The following is a 17843-nucleotide window of genomic DNA, read 5'->3' as shown; positions in this document are numbered from 1 at the left end:
GACAAACGACGCTGAAAGTAAAAAGCCGACCTGAGGGTCGGCTTTTTTTATGGCTGCTGCACGGGCTTCCTCATCCCGGTCACCTCCGGCATGACCTGCCGCATCAACTCCAGAAAACGCCGCAAGCGTGCCGGATAATAACGGGACCAGGGATAAACCAGATGCACCGGTAACGCCGCTGGCTGCCACTCCGGCAGCAAATGCACCAGCCGCCCTTCCTGAATATCGTCCTGTACCGTCCAGCTGGAGACCACCGCCACGCCAAGCCCGGTGAGTGCAGTGTTACGTGCGACATACAGGCTGTCGGTGCTTAGCCGTGGCGTAATAGCAATCCGCGCGGTGGCGGGCGAAGCATCGTGAAATAGCTCCACGTGGCGCTGGTAGAAAGAGCTGATGGCTATCCAGGGAAACTGCTGCAAATCCTCCGGCGTGGTAACCGCTGGAAAACGGGCCAGCAGTGCCGGAGAAGCGACCACCGAGCGCGGCACCTCCGCCAGCAGCACGGATACGGTCGCCGGATCGACCTCCACGCCTACCCGAATAGCACAGTCCAGGTTGTCACCGAGGAAATCCGCCGACCTGTCGTTGAGCATCCACTCAATCGAAAGCTGCGGATAGCGTTGCAAAAATTCGGTTACGGGTTTAAGAAGCTGATCCTGACCAAACGCGTGGGGAGCTCGCACCCGCAGCACGCCTACCGGCTCATCTTCCGTCTGCCCCACCTCATCTTCCAGCGCCAGCCAGCTGTCAATCACCCGACGGGCGTGCTGATAGCAGCGCTCGCCGTCATCCGTCAGCCGCGTCGTGTGGGTGGTGCGCAATATCAGGCGTACGCCCAGCATGGTCTCAAGCGACTGTAACCGTCTGCTCACAGTGGCCTGGGTGGTGGCCAGCTGCCGTGCCGCCGCAGAGAGGGAACCCGCCTCCACGATGCGAACAAACGTCCGCATTAACTCCACCCTGTCTATACGCTCAGCTCTTTTCATTGCCTTTTCACTTATACGTTCAACGTATAAGCGTTTTACCACCGGGCCCGCTACCGTCGCAAGGCGTACTGATAAAAAATAGCCTCACACGACGAATGAGGAACTTCTTATGAACACAACAACCGCCGCCCATGCCGTGAGCCGCTGGGTGATTTTAATGCTGGCGATCGGTGCAGGTTTCAGCGTGGCATCAATCTATTATGCCCAGCCTCTGCTGCCGCTGATGGGCGCAGACCTTCACCTGAGCATCGAAGGAATGGGCATGGTCCCGACGCTCACCCAGGCGGGATATGCCCTGGGGATCCTGTTCCTGCTTCCGCTCGGCGATCGCCACGACCGCAGGACGTTAATCCTGATAAAGAGTGCGGCGCTGGCGCTGTTTCTTCTCGGCTGTAGCCTGACCGGGCAGATCCACTCTCTGCTGCTGGCAAGCCTGCTCATCGGCATGGCCGCCACCATGGCACAGGATATCGTCCCTGCCGCGGCCATCCTTGCGCCGGAAGGTAAACAGGGGAAAACCGTGGGCACGGTAATGACCGGGCTGCTGATGGGTATCTTATTATCAAGAACCGTGAGCGGCGTGGTGGGTGAAGCGTTTGGCTGGCGCGTCATGTACCAGCTGGCGGCGGCGAGCATTGCGTTCATCGGCGTGATGATGTGGTTTGTGCTTCCCCGTTTTGCCATTCACTCCACGCTGAGCTACCCCGCGCTGATGCGCTCAATGGAACACCTGTGGCGTCGCTATCCGGCGCTGCGCCGTGCGGCGCTGGCTCAAGGCTTTCTGTCGATTGCCTTTAGCGCCTTCTGGTCTACGCTTGCGGTCATGCTGCTTGAGCACTATCACCTGGGCAGTGCCGTAGCGGGTGGTTTTGGTATTGCAGGTGCCGCCGGTGCGTTAGCTGCCCCGCTGGCAGGGGGTCTGGCGGATAAACTGGGCGCAGGAAAAGTCACGCAGCTTGGTGCCGTTCTGGTGACCGTCTCATTTGCCCTGATGTTCCTGATGCCCGCGCTGGGCGTTCATGGACAGCTGATTCTGATCGCCATCTCTGCCGTCGGGTTCGACCTGGGTCTGCAGTCAAGCCTGGTCGCTCACCAGAACCTGGTATACAGCCTTGAACCACAGGCTCGGGGTCGTCTCAACGCCCTGCTCTTTACGGTGGTCTTTATCGGGATGGCGCTGGGTTCCGCGTTAGGCAGCAATATCTACTCGCTGACTGGCTGGACGGGTGTGGTCGCGCTGGCGACAGTCTGTGGCGTCATTGCACTGGCAATTCGTCTGATTGAAAGCGCGCGTGTCGCCTCCGCATCAGCAGAAGTTGCATAAAAAAAATGCCCAATCCAGGCGGATTGGGCAGTAAAACATGCCCAGTTTCAAGACATGTTCCAAGAGGTCAAGATGTTATTTGTTCAGCTGGAACAGAGACATGCCCTGCATATCGCTAAACGCTTTATAAGACGCCTGCAAGGCCGCCTGCTGCATGGTGTAAGAGGAAATCGCTTCGTTCCAGTCAACATCCACCAGATCGCTCATCTGCTTGGTCTGACCCAGCGCGCGGTCATCACCCAGCGTATCGAGTTTTTCCAGCTCGTTCATCTTGGTTCCCACATCCGCAACGACCGTCAGGACATTGTTCTGGGAGTTTTTGATGCCGATTTGCGCATTGGCAATCACCTGGCTTTGCGCCGTGGCAGCAGCCGGATCGTTTTCAATCGGCGTCTTCAGCGACGCAATCGCAGAATCCAGGATTTTGAACATGTTCGTCTGGCCATATCCACCGCCCGGCAGCTGTTCTGCATTACTGGTAATGCTTTCGAAAATTTGCTGGCCGGTATGACTAATGGTCATATTTCGCGCCGTATCAACCTGCTGCGTGATGGCCTCTGCGCCGCCGTTGTAATCCCCGGTCGCGGCATCAAACGGTGCGCTCTCGGTTTTGTATCCCGCAAAGATAAAGCGACCATTACCATCCGTCGTGTTGGCCAGGTTCATAAGCTGATCGCGGATCCCCTGAATATCGGTCGCCAGAGAAAGACGGTCGTCATCGCTTAACGTGCCGTTCGACGCATAAACGAGCTTCTCGCGCACGCTCGAGATCGCGGTGTTGACCTGGGTTAACACGTTATCTTCCAGCGAGACCTTCTGTGTAGCAAAGGTGCGCGCGAGCGCAAACTGGCTGTTTTGCGACTGAGACTGTGACAGAACGATGGCCTGCGACGCGGCGATAGGATCGTCTGAAGGACGATTGACGCGCTTGCCGGTGGACATCTGCTCACCGTAGCTCAGCCATCTGCTCTGGGAATCGGTGATCCCACGCATGTTCTGCTCGTACATCATCTGGGTGCTAATACGCATTGTTCACCTCAACCTTAACGAATGTTGATAATTGCATCGAAGAGCGTACTGGCAGTCTGGAGAACCTGGGCGTTCGCCAGGTAATACTGCTGATAACGCTGCAAATTGCCATACTCTTCGTCGAGGTTTACCCCAGAGATGGTCTGCTGCTGCTTGATTAACTGCGTCTCCACGTTGGCTTTCGTCTGGCTGCTCACCTTCAGTGACGCCGTTGAGCTACCGACGGTACTGACGAGAGAGGCATACGCATCGTTGAAGGTTTTGTTTCCCCCCACCACTTTGCCGTTTTGCAGATCGAGCAGTTTCTGGCCGTTGCGATTATCACTCTCGCCGCCGTTCTGCACCGATGCCATCGCCAGCTTGGACTCGTCGCTGATCGCGAGTTCCATGTTCATGATGACGTTGGAAACAGGCTTCACGGTAAAGCTGTCTTTGGTGTTTGCCGTACCGCTTACGTTGACGTTTAGGCCATCAAACGACAGATTGCCGCTGGCATCCGGGCTCATCGTAAAGCTGGTTTTGTCTGAAGTACGGGTAACCGTCCAGTCAGTGCCGTTAAACTGCAGCTTATAGTCTGTCGCCTGGACCTGCTTGCTGTCCGCTACAGAAGCCGTAACAACCGCCGAACCGCCGTTCTTGCTGCTGGACAGGACCGCCGGAGAGCCGAAGTTGAACAGCTTACCGCCCGCATCACCGTTCGCATCAAAGCCGGCTTCATGCTGCGTGTTCATTGAATCTGCAAAGGCCAGCGCCATCTGGTTCAGGGTGTTACGAGCTTTATCAAGATCTTCCGTGCGGAAGGTCAGTAAACCGCCCAAAGAACCGGTGGTAATCATCTTTTCCGGGATCTCGACATTACCCGCTACGTCGTCGACATAGGCCACGGTGGTACGGGCCGGATCTGCACTCGACTTCACGGCAGCCAGCTGGTTAGCTTTGCTGCCCTGAACCAGGCTGTAACCGTTGCCGAAAGAGATGTTAAACGTACCGCTATCCTGAACAGACACTTCCACGCCGACGATTTTGTTCAGCTCATTGACGAGCTGATCGCGCTGGTCGAGCAGATCGTTAGGCGATGCGCCCGCGCCGACGCCGGTCAGACGAGAGATCTGATCGTTCAGGTTCGCAATCTGTTTGGCATAGTTGTTGATCTGAGACACGCTGGTCCCAATGGCGGTATTGACCTGCGTATCCTGATCGCGCAGATACTGATCGTTGGTTTTGAACTGATTGACCAGACCACCCGCTTTACCCAGCACCGTCTGACGTGCAGCCGGGTCTTCCGCGTTGCTCACCAGCGTTTGCAGGCTTTTGAAGAAATCCTGCAGGGTGGTGGAAAGCGAGTTGGTGGTATCAGAGAGCACATCGTCGATTTTTGACATCTGCTGATAGCGCGTCGTCAGACCGCTGCTCTGCGTCTGCGCGGCGCGCAGCTGGTTGGTGATGAAGGCGTCATACTCACGCTGGACACCGGAGACATACACCCCGTTACCCACCCAGCCACCGCCGGTCAGCGTGCTGTTAGATGCGCCCAGCACCGTGGTCTGGCGGGTGTAACCTGCCACGTTATAGCTTGAAATATTATTACTGACGGTATTGAGTGCCGACTGCGCAGCACTGAGGCCACTCATGGCGCTGTTAATCAAACTGGACATGGGGGTTCCTTTTATACGTTCAGACACGAGTCCTGATGAAGGTTATCGGCAACCTCCACCGGGACTTGAGAACTTTCAGAACAGATTTTCAATATCTGTGCTATAGGCTTTGCTGACCTTCTCGCCCATGGATTTCAGCTGCTGGATCATGCTGGTGAGCTTGCGTGCATAGTTCGGGTCAGTCGCGTAGCCCGCGTTTTGTAAGGCCTGAGCGCCCTGCTCCGCCGTCGCCGCCTGCGTAACGGCGGTATAACGCGGATTTCGGCTCAGCAGGCCAACGTAGTCGGACAATGCTTCCAGATAAGAGCTGTAGACGCGGAATTTTGCTTTGACCTTCACCGCCGCACCGTTCTCGTATTCGGTGGTCGTGATCTCCGTTGTTGGCCCCTTCCAGCTGGAGGTGGCCTTCACGCCGAAGATGTTGAAGCTCGGATCGCCGTTTTCCTTGCGGATCTGGCGCTGGCCCCAGCCCGACTCCAGCGCGGCCTGCGCCAGAATCAGATGATGCGGCACGCCGCTCTGTTCGCTGGCAAGGCGCGCGGGCAGAGAAAGCTGCGCCAGGAAGTCTTTGCTGTCACCGGAGAGCGGCTCATCGCCGCTGCCCGTGGCTTTTGGCATCGCTTTACGCACCATTTGCGTCAGAGCCTGGTTCTGATAACTGGTCACCGTTTCCAGGTCGAACTTCATCGGCACCTGCTGCGTCTGTTCCTGAGGCTGAATGCCCTGCGCGGCTTCGGTCTGTTTCACAATCATGTCAGCCAGGCCGAGGCCTTTACCGGCGGTCATCTGCTGCGCAATCTGCTGGTCATACATGCTGGTGTAGAGACGCGTTGAATCACTGCTGAACATCCCGTCTTTCGGCAGGGTTTCACGCATGCTTTTCAGCATCATCTGTACAAACATCCCTTCCACCTGGCGGGCGACCGGGCGGATGTTCGCCGCCGGGTCTTTTCCTGCTTTGGTTTTCAGTTCGTTGAGCGACTGGGCATCCCAGGCTGCACTGGTCAACAGTTTGCTATCGGTCAGCATTAGATGATTTCCAGTTTGGCGCGCAGGCAGCCCGCGCTTTGCATGGATTGCAGAATGGACATCAGGTCCATCGGCGTTGCACCCAGGGCGTTCAGGGCTCGCACCACGCTGTTCAGGTTGGCGCTGGAGCGAACGCTCTGCAGCGACCCGCCGCTCTGACGCATATCAATCTGCGTTTGCGGCGTCACCACCGTCTGACCGCCACCAAATGGCGTATTCGGCTGGCTCACGTTCGCGGAGCGGTTTACCGTTACGGAGAGGTTGCCCTGCGCTACGGCACAGCTGTCCAGCGACACTTCCCGGTTCATGACCACCGAGCCGGTACGGGAGTTGATGATCACCTTGGCATCCTGAACCGGAACGTTCACTTCCATATTCTGGATATCTGCCAGCATGCGCACCTGGTTGCTGCTGCCGGTAGAGGTACGGATCTGCACGGTGCGCGCATCGAGTGCCGTTGCATTACCGTAGCCGCGGCTGCGGTTGATGGTATCGGCAATTTGCTGCGCCATCGTGAAGTCTTCATTATTGAGCTGCAGGTTGATGGTGTTGCCCGCGCCAAACTGGGTCGGCAGTTCACGCTCAATGATCGCCCCGTTGGTGATACGTCCACCGTTAAGCTGGTTCACCTGCACGCTGCTTCCGCCTGCGGATGCGCCCGCACCGCCAACCAGAATGTTCCCCTGCGCCAGCGCATAGACCTGGCTGTCGACGCCTTTCAGCGGGGTCATCAGCAGCGTACCGCCGCGCAGGCTTTTGGCGTTACCCATTGAGGAGACCACCACGTCAATGGTCTGCCCCTGACGAGCAAACGCCGGGTAGGACGCGGTGACCATTACTGCCGCCACGTTTTTCAGCTGCATGTTAGTTCCCGCCGGCACGGTAATGCCGAGCTGGGAAAGCATGTTGTTCAGGCTTTGGGTAGTGAAAGGCGTCTGGGTGGTCTGGTCACCGGTGCCATCCAGACCAACCACCAGGCCATAGCCAATCAGGGAGTTTTCACGTACGCCCTGAACGCTGGTGAGGTCGCGAATACGGTCAGCCTGGGCAAATGTTGCCACCAGCGCGAGCGCCACGGCGAAGATCGATTTAAACATGGGTCACCTCGCTTACATTGGCGATAAATTAAGGAAGAAGCGCTGCAGCCAACCCATATTTTGCGCTTCATTGATATAGCCGTTCCCGACGTACTCAATGCGCGCATCCGCCACCTGGGTAGATGGAACGGTGTTGGTGCCGCTGATGGTGCGAGGGTTAACCACGCCCGAGAAGCGAATGAATTCAGTGCCCTGGTTGATGGCGATCTGTTTTTCACCCACAACGTGTAGGTTGCCGTTAACCAGTACCTGGTCAACCGTGACCGTCAGCGTGCCGCTGAAGGTGTTGCTGGCGTTGGCACCGCCTTTACCGTTAAAGGTGTTGCCGCCGGAGGCCTCAACATCCGCACGGGCATTGCCGAACAGGCCCTGCAGATAGCGTGGCACGGTATCGAAGCCAAAATTGGTTTTGCCATCGCGGCTGGCGTTCGCCGACGAGCTCTTGCTCGCGCTGACGTTTTCCTGCAGCACAATGGTCAATGTATCGCCGACGTTACGCGGGCGGCGATCTTCAAACAGCGGCTGATAGCCGTAATTAATCGGCTGCGCGGTCTGGAAAATGGAGCCGTTTACCACTGGCGCGGGGCCAGGAACGGGTTGGGCAGTCGTCGCACCCTGGACCAATGGTTTAGACGGGATCAAAGCACACCCGCTAAGGGTGACAGCCAGAACAGTCAGTATCGGATAACGAAACGCCGCGTTTTTTTGCATTGCCTTCATCTTCGAAAACAGGGAGCCGGCGCGGCGTTTACCGCACCGGGCTACACCTTAGAGTTGCGTCAGTTTCTGCAGCATCTGGTCGGTCGTCGACACTGCTTTACTGTTAATTTCATACGCGCGCTGGACCTGGATCATATTCACCAGCTCTTCCGCCACGTTCACGTTGGACGTTTCAACATAACCCTGGTACAGCAGACCCGCGCCGTTCAGGCCCGGGGTGCTCTCATTCGGCGTACCGGAGGATTGCGTTTCGGTGTAGAGGTTCTCACCAATGCTTTCCAGGCCGGTATCGTTCATGAAGGTGGTCAGGTTGAGCTGCCCGACCTGAACCGGCGCGGCCTGTCCCTGCTGGGTCACGCTGACCACACCGTCACGTCCGATGGTGATGCTCAGGGCGTTCGCCGGGATGGTAATCGCAGGCTGAACCTGGAAACCGCCCGCCGTCACCAGCTGGCCGTTCTGATCGACCTGGAACGAACCGTCGCGGGTATAGGCAGAGGTCCCGTCAGGCAGCTGCACCTGGAAGAAGCCCTGGCCTTTGATTGCCACGTCTTTGCTGTTGTTGGTCTGAGACAGGTTGCCCTGGCTGTGCAGACGTTCGGTGGCCACCGGACGAACACCGGTACCGATCTGCAGACCTGATGGCAGCGTCGTCTGTTCAGAAGACTGCGCCCCCGGCTGGCGGATGGTTTGATAAAGCAAATCTTCGAAAACGGCGCGCTGGCGCTTGAAACCATTGGTGCTCACGTTTGCCAGGTTGTTGGCAATCACGTCCATATTGGTTTGCTGGGCGTCCAGGCCAGTTTTCGCGATCCATAAAGAACTGATCATAAGGAGTCCTGTTAACTCATAGCCAGAAGTTGGTTAGCCTTGCCCGCGTTTTCATCCACGCTGCTGATGATCTTCATCTGCATTTCAAAACGACGGGCGCTGGCGATCATGTCGGTCATGGCTTCGACCGGCTTGACGTTACTGCCTTCCAGAACGCCGGACATCACGCGGATGCTCGGATCGGCCTGTAACGTGGCGCCACGCGTCGCCTGAGCCGCCAGGGTCAGGCGGAACATGCCGTCGTCGCCACGCTGCACGTCTTTGGCTTCCGCCTTCACCAGCTTCAGACGTCCGACGGGCGCAACGGTGTTGGCCGGGTCGCCCGGATTCAGCGCCGAAATGGTGCCGTCCGCAGCGATAGTGAGCTCAGAGCCTTCCGGCACGGTCAGCGGACCTGCTTCCCCCATCACCGGATGCCCCTGAATCGTCAGCTGGCCCGTCGCGCTCACCTGGATGTTGCCGTTACGGGTATAGCCTTCGCTGCCGTCCGCCGTTTGCACCGCCAGCCAGCCGTCCTGCTGCAGGGCAACGTCCAGCGGGCGTGAGGTGTAATCCATCTGCCCTGGCGTCATATCGGCGCCAGGGGTTGATGCTGTCACCAGCGTACGGGTCGGCAGGGAAAGCCCTTCTACCGGCACCGCGCGCAGCGCATTAAGCTGGGCGCGAAAGCCCGGCGTTGAGGCGTTTGCCAGGTTGCTGGCGGTAACGGCCTGCTGATTGAGCGTCTGACTTGCCGCGCCCATCGCGGTATATATTGCGTGATCCATTGCGCTTTCCTGTTAGCCGCTTAACGCAGGTTAACCAGCGTGTTGAGGATCTGGTCCTGGGTTTTGATGGTCTGCGCGTTCGACTGATAGTTACGCTGCGCGACGATCATGTTCACCAGTTCTTTACTCATATCCACGTTGGAGGCTTCCAGCGCGCCGTTGGTCAGCTTGCCGAAGTTACCGGTGCCCGCGGTACCCAGCAGCGCCACGCCGGAAGACTGTGTGGCAGACCAGACGTTGTCGCCTTCAGACTTCAGGCCTTCGTTGTTGGCGAAGTTTGCCAGCACGATCTGACCCAGAACCTGAGACTGTTCGTTAGAGTAGCTTCCCACCACGGTGCCATCGTCGTTGATCTGGTAGCTCACCAGGTCGCCAGGCTTGTAGCCGTTCTGATTGGTTGCCACCACGCTGTTTGCACCGGTGTTCTGCTGCATGGAGTTCTGGAAACTCAGGGAGAAGGTCGCCGCCGTCGCACCGCTGACAGAACCCGTGGTGATGTTAATGGCCGGCGTGGCGTTTGGCGCTGCGCTCAGCACGCCCGCCGCGTCGTAGTTATAGACACCCGCCAGGTTACCGTTCGCATCAAAGTTCATCTGCGCCGCTTTCGTCGCAGCAGAACCCGCAACGCTGCCGTCCTGAGTGTAAAGATCCCATTTATTGTTGGCCGTCTTAACGTAGTAGACGTACATGTTATGGGCGTTACCCTGGCTGTCGAATACGGTCACGGTACCTTTTTTGTTATAGGTATCCGGGTTGGTCGCATCGAAGGGGGCGGTTTGAACAGGATCGGTTGAGTTCAGGTTGATCTGCTGCGTGGCGGTGGTGGTTGATTTCGCCGCCATCAGGGTATTCGGGATAGTAATCGCCTGAGGATTCGCACCGGTCTGAACGGTTGGAGGCGTTCCTGCTGCCGGGTAGCCCGTCAGCTGCATGCCCTGCATGTTAACCAGCGTACGGTTTTCATCCAGTTTGAACTGGCCGTTACGGCTGTAGAACACAGAACCGTTAGAATCGACCATACGGAAGAACCCGTTCTGGCTGATGGCAACGTCCAGGCCACGGCCGGTGTTGGTGGTGGTGCCGTCGCTAAAGTCCTGAGTGATGCCTGCAACTTTAACGCCCAGACCCACTTTGGAACCGGCAAACATGTCTGCAAAAGAAGCAGAACCGGATTTAAAACCATAGGTCGCGGAGTTGGCGATGTTGTTGCCAATGACGTCCAGGTTGGTGGCCGCAGCATTCAGGCCGCTGACCGCTTGAGAAAAGGCCATGACTTACTCCTGATAAGTGTTAAGGCTTAGATAATCTGCCGAACTTCGTCGAGTGTGGTGGAACCAGAGGTTCCCAAATCCAGTTTGTTGCCGTCGCTTCCTTTAATCACGCCCTGGACCAGCGCGAACTGCAGCGGCTGCGCCACCAGCTGGGTCGTCCCGTTGCTGGCGCTGATCGCTACTTTGTAAGAACCGTTTGGTGCTTTAGTGCCGTCGGTCAGGCTGCCATCCCACGTAAAGGTGTGAACGCCCGCCTTCAGCTCACCGATATCAATGGTGCGCACGACCGTGCCGTTGCTGTCGGTAATGGTTGCGGTAACTTTCTCCGCCGCCTGCTGCAGCTCAACGCCAAACGGCGTGGTGGTCGTTGTGGTGTTCCCTTCAGTGGTGCTGGTGCCCGCCAGAATCGTGGTTCCAGGGATCATCACCCCGTGCCCAATCAGGCTCGCTGCCTGCAGAGACTGGCTGCTGCCAATCTGGCCGGAAACGGCACCGAGGGTAGTGTTGAGCTTCTCAATGCCGCTCACGGTGCTGATCTGCGCAAGCTGCGTGGTCAGTTCGTTGTTCTGCATTGGGTTGGTGGGATCCTGGTTCTTAAGCTGCGCCACCAGCAGCGTCAGAAAGCTGCCCTGAAGATCGGAGGCATTGCTCCCGGTCAGGGAGTTAGAACCCGTCGTACTCTTCGTGTTATTAACACCCGAGTTCGTAGGATCATTCACATTTACGGCGATGGACATGCATGTCTCCTTTACTGGCCGAGAGTGAGTGTTTTGAGCATCATGCTCTTCACGGTATTAAGCACTTCGACGTTGGCCTGGTAGCTACGGGAAGCCGACATGGAGTTCACCATCTCACCCACCACATCCACGTTTGGCATTTTCACGTATCCGCTGGCATCCGCGAGCGGGTTACCCGGCTCATACACCAGCCTGTCCGGCGCCTGGCTCTCTACCACATCAGACACCTTCACACCGCCCGTCGCCGCGCCTGGCACCGCATCGACCTGAAAGACAACCTGTTTGGCACGATAAGGCTGGCCGTCGGGTCCGGTTACGCTGTCGGCGTTCGCCAGGTTACTGGCGGCCACGTTCAGGCGTTTGGACTGCGCGGTTAACGCCGAACCGGCAATATCAAAAATATTCAACAAGGCCATCTATCAGTTCCCCCCCTGCAGGACGTTCATCATGCCTTTGATTTGTCCGCCGAGTACGGTCAGGCCCGTCTGGTATTTCAGGCTGTTATCGGCAAACTGCGTACGCTCCCGGTCCATATCCACGGTGTTACCGTCGAGTGAGGGCTGATCGGGAATGCGGTAAAGTAAATCGGTCGCTGGCGCGGTCATCGCCTGAGCAGGAATATGGCGAGAGGATGTCATGGCGAGTGCAACACCCGTTCCTTCGGCACGTCCACGCTCCATCACCTTTTTGAGTTCACTGGAAAAATCAATATCGCGCGCCTGAAACCCTGGGGTATCGGCGTTAGCGATGTTGGCGGCTAAAATCTCCTGCCGCTGGGCGCGTAAGTTGAGCGCTTCCTGCTGAAAACGTAACGCGGCGTCGAGTTTATCGAGCATGTCTCCTCCGCTGATGGCAAAATTTCAGTTCACAGCTTAAATCTCACCCGGTCTCCCCTATCGACGGAATAAGCGCAAAATGCGTCGCTATTTATTGCGTTGATGCAAAACCACTGCAGGTAAAATTCATTCAACTCTGGAAACGGTGGAACTTGCGATGCAAACGTTAATACGTGGCCTGGTGGCAACTTTCTTGCTGTTTAGTCCTCTGGTGCAGGCTGATGGCTTACAGGATCGGCTGACGGCTTTTTTTGCTGAAAAACTGGCAGGCTTTAGCGATGACGTTACCGTTACCGTGCGCACGCCACCGAATCTGTACCCGACGTGTGACCAGCCGTCCTTCAGCGTGGTAGGGTTCACAAAGCTCTGGGGGAATGTGAACGTGCTGGCACGCTGCGCCAACGAAAAACGCTATTTACAGGTTGCAGTTCAGGCGACGGGCAATTATGTTGTCGCCGCCGTGCCCATTGCGCGCGGCAGCGTGCTGCAGACGAACAGCGTGACGTTAAAACGCGGGCGTCTGGATCAGCTGCCGCCACGCACCATGCTTGATATGAACCAGGCACAGGACGCCGTCAGCCTGCGTGATGTCGCCCCCGGCCAGCCGATACAGCTCTCAATGCTGCGTCAGGCATGGCGGGTAAAAGCGGGTCAACAGGTGATGGTGGTGGCCAACGGAGATGGCTTTAGCATCAACAGTGAAGGGAAAGCGTTAAACAATGCCGCGGTGGCGCAAAACGCCCGCGTCAGAATGTCCTCAGGCCAGGTGGTGAGCGGAACCGTCGATGCTGATGGGAATATTCTGATTAACCTATAATCTTTTTAAAGATTTCGCTGCGCGTGCCGATAAATATTCCACTAATGATGATATCAGGCGCAAACGCCGCGAACCCTCGATGAGGACAACACTATGAGCATTGATCGTACATCAGCCCTGAAGCCGGTAAGCGCTGTACAACCTCGCGAAACGAATGACGCTCCTGCGCAGAAAACGCGTCTGGAAAAACCGTCAACGTCCAACAGCACCAGCGTTACCCTGAGCGACGCGCAGGCAAAACTGATGCAGCCAGGCAGCAACGATATCAATATGGAACGTGTTGAAGCGCTGAAAACGGCTATTCGTAACGGTGAGCTGAAAATGGACACCAGCAAAATCGCTGACGCCCTGATTCAGGAAGCACAGAGTTTCTTACAGAGTAACTAACCGTATGAGTCGACTGTCAGAAATACTGGATCAAATGACGGTTGTTCTTAACGACCTGAAAACGGTAATGGACGCTGAACAACAGCATCTCTCTTCCGGTCACATCAACGGCAGTGCGCTGCAGCGTATTACTGAAGATAAGAGTTCACTCCTGGCGACGCTGGATTATCTGGAGCAGCAGCGCCGCGCTGAGCAGGATCCTAAGCGTAGCGCCAATGACGATATTATTGAGCGCTGGCAAACCATTACCGAAAAAACCCAGCATCTGCGCGATCTTAATCAGCACAACGGCTGGCTACTGGAAGGTCAGATTGAGCGTAACCAGCAGGCGCTTGAGGTATTGAAACCGCATAAAGAAACCGCACTGTACGGTGCGGATGGTCAGACAGCGACTGCGCGTATTGCGGGAGTTAAAAAGATTTCGATTTGACGCCTGAGCGACAAATCATGCAGCGGGGAGCACCATAAGGTGAACTCCCCTTTTGGCGTTTATGCCGTACGGCGGGCAAACTCTTTCACTTTGAACCCCAGCACCGCGAGCGTGGCAAAATAAGCCACCACCCCGACGCCTACCACGGCCATCAGCCGCATCAGACGGTAAGGCATGGTGCCCAGGGACCATTCCGGCATCACGTACATCATGCCAAGCAGCGCGGCAGACATTACCAGTACCGCAACGATCAGACGCGCCAGGAAACTCCCCCAGCCCGGCTGCGGCGTAAAAATATCCTGCTTGCGCAGCTGCCAGTATAACAGCCCGGCATTCAGACAGGCCGCCAGCCCAATCGATAATGACAGGCCCGCATGCTTCAGCGGCCCAATAAACGCCAGGTTCATCAGCTGCGTCATAATCAGCGTCACGATAGCAATTTTCACCGGCGTTTTGATGTCCTGACGCGAGTAGAACCCTGGCGCCAGCACCTTGACGACGATCAGCCCCATCAATCCGACCGAGTAGGCAATCAGCGCGCGCTGGGTCATGGCAGCATCAAAAGCGGTGAATTTCCCGTACTGGAAGAGCGACACCGTTAACGGTTTAGCCAGAATACCCAGCGCCACCGCGCTTGGCAGGGCCAGCAGGAAACAGAGACGTAATCCCCAGTCCATCAGGCGGCAATATTCATCGTGATTGCCGCTGGCAAAACTTTTCGACAGCGACGGCAGCAGAATGGTCCCCAGCGCCACGCCCAGCACCCCGGACGGAAATTCCATGAGGCGGTCGGCGTAGTACATCCAGGAAACCGAACCGGACACGAGGAAAGAGGCAAAGATGGTGTTGATGATAAGCGAGATCTGGCTGACTGAGACGCCGAGAATGGCGGGTCCCATCTGCTTGATCACGCGCATCGCCCCGGCATCTTTGAGATTGATGCGCGGCAGCACCAGCATGCCGATTTTTTTCAGATGCGGCAGCTGATACGCCAGCTGCAGCACGCCGCCGACGGTGACCGCCCAGGCCAGCGCCAGCACCGGCGGGTTGAAGTGCGGCGCGGCAAACAGGGCAAAACCGATCATGCTGACGTTAAGAAACGTCGGCGCAAACGCCGGTACAGAGAAGCGGTTCCAGGTATTCAGGATCGCCCCCACCAGCGAAGCCAGCGAGATGAGCAGAATATAGGGGAAAGTAATGCGCAAAAGCTGCGAGGTCAGGGCAAATTTGTCAGCCGTATCGGCAAACCCGGGTGCGGTCACCATAATTACCCAGGGCGCGGCCAGCATCCCGAGTACGGTCACCACAGCTAAAGCCAGCGTCAGCAACCCGGAGACATAAGAAACAAAGACGCGCGTCGCGTCTTCACCCTGCTTGCTTTTATATTCCGCCAGAATGGGCACGAATGCCTGGGAAAACGCCCCTTCAGCAAAAATACGACGCAGCAGGTTCGGCAATTTGAACGCGACGAAAAAGGCGTCCGTGGCCATCCCTGCACCAAATACCCTTGCCACAATGGCGTCGCGTGCAAAACCCAGCACGCGGGAAAACATGGTCATCGAGCTGACGGCCGCCAGCGATTTTAATAAGTTCATTAACGTGAATTTCCAGAACCATACGGATTTCCAGGACGGGCAAGCGTAAGCGCCACCCGGCAAAGCCTACAAGCGGCGCTTAGTCTACCCGGATTTCAACGAATTACTATCCGCAGATGTTACAGCGAGTTATTCACTCATGGCATCGCGCCAGAGCCTTTCTACAATGCGCTGCGCCATAATGGCCTGCTCGCCGGACGTTTCAGGAACCGTCTGATTTTGCACGCAGGTGATAAAGTGGCGGGCGCATCCTGCGAAACCGCGCTGCTCGAGGGTGCTCTGCCAGCCTGGCGCCGGGAGCGTCACCACGCCGTTGCCCTTCTCTTCACGCCACTCGCGCATGTCCGTAATGTCGTACAGCGCGCCGTCGGTCACCGCCTGCACGGATTCACGCTGGCTACCCGCCCGACGGTGCATGCTGGTGGTAATCTGAAGATGCTCAACGGAAAAGTGGTGTTCAGCGTAGACCATTTGCCCCTGATCGTTTGTCACGAGGGTGCCGCTTTTCAGCTGCGCATTACCGTTGGTCAGCCACAGCGCCGTATCCACCACATGCAGGTAATCATCCAGAAGGGTGAACCGCAGATCGTTTGGCCCAATGCTGTCGGTACGGTGCTTATCCATTCGCAGCGAGGAAAGCGTGCCCGACTGTGCCTTAAGCTGCTGGTAAAGCGGCGCGAAGCGACGGTTGAAGCCCACCATCAGCGTCAGTTTTTTGCGCGCCGCCAGTTCGATCAGACGTTCCGCGTCCGGAACATTTTCCGCCAGCGGTTTATCCACGCAGACGTGAACCCCCGCATTGAGCAGCTCGCTCACCACCTGATAGTGAGTTGCCGTTGAGGTATGCACAAAAACCGCATCACACTCGCGGGCCAGATCCTGCAGGGAGGCAGCGTACGGAATGCGCCAGGTTTCGCAGATACGTTCTGCCTTTTCTCGCGTGGGTGACCATGCCCCTTGCAGGGTCCAGTCCGTCGCCGCACCTAAAACAGGCAGCCAGGCTTTTTGCGCGATGCCGCCCAGCCCCACCACGCCTACGCGTAATTTTTTCACCGTCAGTCTCCCAGATGTGCCAGCAAGGCATCCAGACGCTGTTTCAGCCCGGCGACCTCTTCTTCCAGCGCTTCTACGCGCGCGGCAAGAGTGTCTGTGCCTGCTGAGGATATCGCGTCGCTCTCCACGGTAGCGACATCGACGTCGCCGCTGAACAGATGCATATAGCGGCTTTCACGTTTGCCCGGCTCGCGCGCCAGACGCACCACGTACGGGCCGTCTTCGCGAGAAGCCAGCCCTTCCAGGGTCTGCTCAACTTCCTGCATATCGCTGAACTCATGCATACGGGAAGCGCGCGTGCGCAGTTCTCCCGGCGTCTGCGCCCCGCGCAGCAGCAGCGTGGTGATGACCGCCACTTCCGCGCTGCTCAACTTCAGGTCACCGAATTCGGAGTTACAAAAGCGCTGTTCGTACTTGGTCACGCGGTTGCCGAAGCCGCTGACGGTGCGCAAATAGTGGCGTTTTACCAGCGCATCCAGCACGTCCTGAACGTCATGCTCGCTGAGGTTCATCACCGGCTCGCGGTTGGTTTTCTGGTTGCAGGCCATGGTCACGGCGTTGACGGAGAGCGGATACTGCTCCGGCGTGGTGACCTGTTTTTCGAGTAAGCACCCAATCACGCGCGCTTCTGTACCGTTTAGCTGATACTTCATCTTTTCTCCTTAACGACCTGCGGTCCAGTCCCGGGTGGTTAACGCCGTCAGAACGTGGTCGCGCCACTCTCCGTCTATCAACAGATAGTCTTTGGCGTAACCCTCTTTCTCGAACCCTAAACGCGCCAGCAAATTGCCGCTGCGCTGATTATGCGGCATATAGTTCGCCATGATGCGATGGATATGCTGCGTGCGTTGCATATAGCGGATCGCCACCGTTAACGCCTCGTACATCAGCCCCTGTCCCTGCCATTTCTGGCCGATGGAGTAGCCAAGGTAGCAGGCGTGAAACGACCCGCGCACCACGTTTGAAAAATTGGCGATCCCGATAATCTCTTTCTCTTCGGGATCCAGCAGCGCGAAATAAAACGCGCTGCCCTGCTTGTGAAATTCCGTAATCATGCTGAGGCGCGCCTGCCAGCCGGAAGGGTAACAATGGCTCTCATCCCGAACGGGTTCCCATGGTTTTAAAAACTGGCGATTCTCGGCGTAATAATCCGCCAGACGCCAGGCATCACGCTCATGCACCAGACGAACGACCAGCCTGTCCGTTGTCAGACGCACTTTTGGCACATTACTGCGATAGCCAAACATCGATCCCACTCCTTCCCGTCACTTCTGCTTAC

At 57.1% G+C, this 17843-nt stretch carries 20 protein-coding genes; 4 read left to right on the top strand and 16 right to left on the bottom strand.

Annotated elements, in window-relative coordinates; genetic code table 11:
* Window positions 1-47: 47 nt before the first annotated feature.
* Window positions 48-950, bottom strand: a complete 903-nt coding sequence (locus ACW9E7_RS06825; protein ID WP_458727458.1) for a LysR family transcriptional regulator — start codon at window positions 948-950, stop codon at window positions 48-50.
* A gap of 145 nt (window positions 951-1095) precedes the next feature.
* On the opposite strand from ACW9E7_RS06825, the gene ACW9E7_RS06820 reads away from it, so the two are divergent.
* On the top strand, window positions 1096-2310 hold the full coding sequence (locus ACW9E7_RS06820) for an MFS transporter (RefSeq protein ID WP_458727457.1): 1215 nt from the start codon (window positions 1096-1098) through the stop codon (window positions 2308-2310).
* A 75-nt stretch (window positions 2311-2385) separates the two neighbouring features.
* Here ACW9E7_RS06820 and flgL read toward each other — a convergent pair whose 3' ends face one another.
* The 11 genes from flgL to flgB form a co-directional block, all read right to left on the bottom strand.
* Window positions 2386-3339 (bottom strand): flagellar hook-associated protein FlgL, encoded by a 954-nt coding sequence (gene flgL / locus ACW9E7_RS06815; protein ID WP_033145208.1) that lies wholly within the window; start codon window positions 3337-3339, stop codon window positions 2386-2388.
* 14 nt (window positions 3340-3353) lie between these two features.
* Complete coding sequence (flgK, locus tag ACW9E7_RS06810; protein ID WP_111965536.1) at window positions 3354-4994, bottom strand: flagellar hook-associated protein FlgK; 1641 nt, start codon at window positions 4992-4994, stop codon at window positions 3354-3356.
* A 75-nt stretch (window positions 4995-5069) separates the two neighbouring features.
* The gene (flgJ, locus tag ACW9E7_RS06805; protein ID WP_023311141.1) at window positions 5070-6023 is read right to left on the bottom strand and encodes a flagellar assembly peptidoglycan hydrolase FlgJ; all 954 of its coding nucleotides are present in this window, start codon (window positions 6021-6023) and stop codon (window positions 5070-5072) included.
* On the bottom strand, window positions 6023-7120 hold the full coding sequence (locus tag ACW9E7_RS06800) for a flagellar basal body P-ring protein FlgI (RefSeq protein ID WP_029740346.1): 1098 nt from the start codon (window positions 7118-7120) through the stop codon (window positions 6023-6025). The genes flgJ and ACW9E7_RS06800 overlap by 1 nt, the downstream gene beginning before the upstream one ends.
* 12 nt (window positions 7121-7132) lie before the next feature.
* Entirely contained in the window at window positions 7133-7831 is a 699-nt protein-coding gene (gene flgH / locus ACW9E7_RS06795) for a flagellar basal body L-ring protein FlgH (RefSeq protein ID WP_023311139.1), read from the bottom strand.
* A 57-nt stretch (window positions 7832-7888) separates the two neighbouring features.
* Window positions 7889-8671 carry a flagellar basal-body rod protein FlgG gene (gene flgG, locus ACW9E7_RS06790; protein ID WP_008500810.1) on the bottom strand — a complete coding sequence of 261 codons (783 nt, stop codon included), beginning with the start codon at window positions 8669-8671 and terminating at the stop codon, window positions 7889-7891.
* A gap of 11 nt (window positions 8672-8682) precedes the next feature.
* The gene (locus ACW9E7_RS06785; RefSeq protein ID WP_458727456.1) at window positions 8683-9438 is read right to left on the bottom strand and encodes a flagellar basal body rod protein FlgF; all 756 of its coding nucleotides are present in this window, start codon (window positions 9436-9438) and stop codon (window positions 8683-8685) included.
* A gap of 20 nt (window positions 9439-9458) precedes the next feature.
* Entirely contained in the window at window positions 9459-10709 is a 1251-nt protein-coding gene (gene flgE, locus ACW9E7_RS06780; protein WP_111965534.1) for a flagellar hook protein FlgE, read from the bottom strand.
* Between the two features lie 26 nt (window positions 10710-10735).
* Window positions 10736-11446, bottom strand: coding sequence for a flagellar hook assembly protein FlgD (gene flgD / locus ACW9E7_RS06775; protein ID WP_111965533.1), 711 nt, complete (start codon window positions 11444-11446; stop codon window positions 10736-10738).
* A gap of 11 nt (window positions 11447-11457) precedes the next feature.
* Window positions 11458-11862 carry a flagellar basal body rod protein FlgC gene (gene flgC, locus ACW9E7_RS06770; RefSeq protein ID WP_458727455.1) on the bottom strand — a complete coding sequence of 135 codons (405 nt, stop codon included), beginning with the start codon at window positions 11860-11862 and terminating at the stop codon, window positions 11458-11460.
* A 3-nt stretch (window positions 11863-11865) separates the two neighbouring features.
* Window positions 11866-12282 (bottom strand): flagellar basal body rod protein FlgB, encoded by a 417-nt coding sequence (gene flgB / locus ACW9E7_RS06765; protein WP_023311135.1) that lies wholly within the window; start codon window positions 12280-12282, stop codon window positions 11866-11868.
* Between the two features lie 157 nt (window positions 12283-12439).
* Here flgB and flgA point away from each other — a divergent pair, with 157 nt between their 5' ends.
* From flgA to flgN, 3 genes are all read left to right on the top strand, one after another.
* Window positions 12440-13099: a flagellar basal body P-ring formation chaperone FlgA gene (gene flgA / locus ACW9E7_RS06760; RefSeq protein ID WP_458727454.1), complete on the top strand. Its 660-nt coding sequence runs from the start codon at window positions 12440-12442 to the stop codon at window positions 13097-13099.
* A 93-nt stretch (window positions 13100-13192) separates the two neighbouring features.
* Entirely contained in the window at window positions 13193-13486 is a 294-nt protein-coding gene (flgM, locus tag ACW9E7_RS06755) for a flagellar biosynthesis anti-sigma factor FlgM (RefSeq protein ID WP_023311133.1), read from the top strand.
* A gap of 4 nt (window positions 13487-13490) precedes the next feature.
* Complete coding sequence (gene flgN, locus ACW9E7_RS06750; RefSeq protein WP_458727453.1) at window positions 13491-13916, top strand: flagella biosynthesis chaperone FlgN; 426 nt, start codon at window positions 13491-13493, stop codon at window positions 13914-13916.
* 59 nt (window positions 13917-13975) lie between these two features.
* On the opposite strand, the gene murJ is transcribed toward flgN, so the two are convergent.
* The 4 genes from murJ to rimJ all read right to left on the bottom strand — a co-directional run bounded on the left by murJ (window position 13976) and on the right by rimJ (window position 17811).
* Window positions 13976-15511 carry a murein biosynthesis integral membrane protein MurJ gene (gene murJ, locus ACW9E7_RS06745; RefSeq protein ID WP_048975864.1) on the bottom strand — a complete coding sequence of 512 codons (1536 nt, stop codon included), beginning with the start codon at window positions 15509-15511 and terminating at the stop codon, window positions 13976-13978.
* Between the two features lie 129 nt (window positions 15512-15640).
* On the bottom strand, window positions 15641-16564 hold the full coding sequence (locus ACW9E7_RS06740) for a Gfo/Idh/MocA family protein (protein ID WP_458727452.1): 924 nt from the start codon (window positions 16562-16564) through the stop codon (window positions 15641-15643).
* A gap of 2 nt (window positions 16565-16566) precedes the next feature.
* Window positions 16567-17217: a YceH family protein gene (locus tag ACW9E7_RS06735; protein ID WP_136194678.1), complete on the bottom strand. Its 651-nt coding sequence runs from the start codon at window positions 17215-17217 to the stop codon at window positions 16567-16569.
* Between the two features lie 9 nt (window positions 17218-17226).
* On the bottom strand, window positions 17227-17811 hold the full coding sequence (gene rimJ / locus ACW9E7_RS06730; RefSeq protein WP_008500822.1) for a ribosomal protein S5-alanine N-acetyltransferase: 585 nt from the start codon (window positions 17809-17811) through the stop codon (window positions 17227-17229).
* Window positions 17812-17843: the final 32 nt, after the last annotated feature.

This window comes from Enterobacter sp. H2G27 (assembly GCF_054403075.1).
The sequence above is the reverse complement of the archived record's forward strand: the minus strand, read 5'-3'. Positions and strand labels throughout refer to the sequence as shown.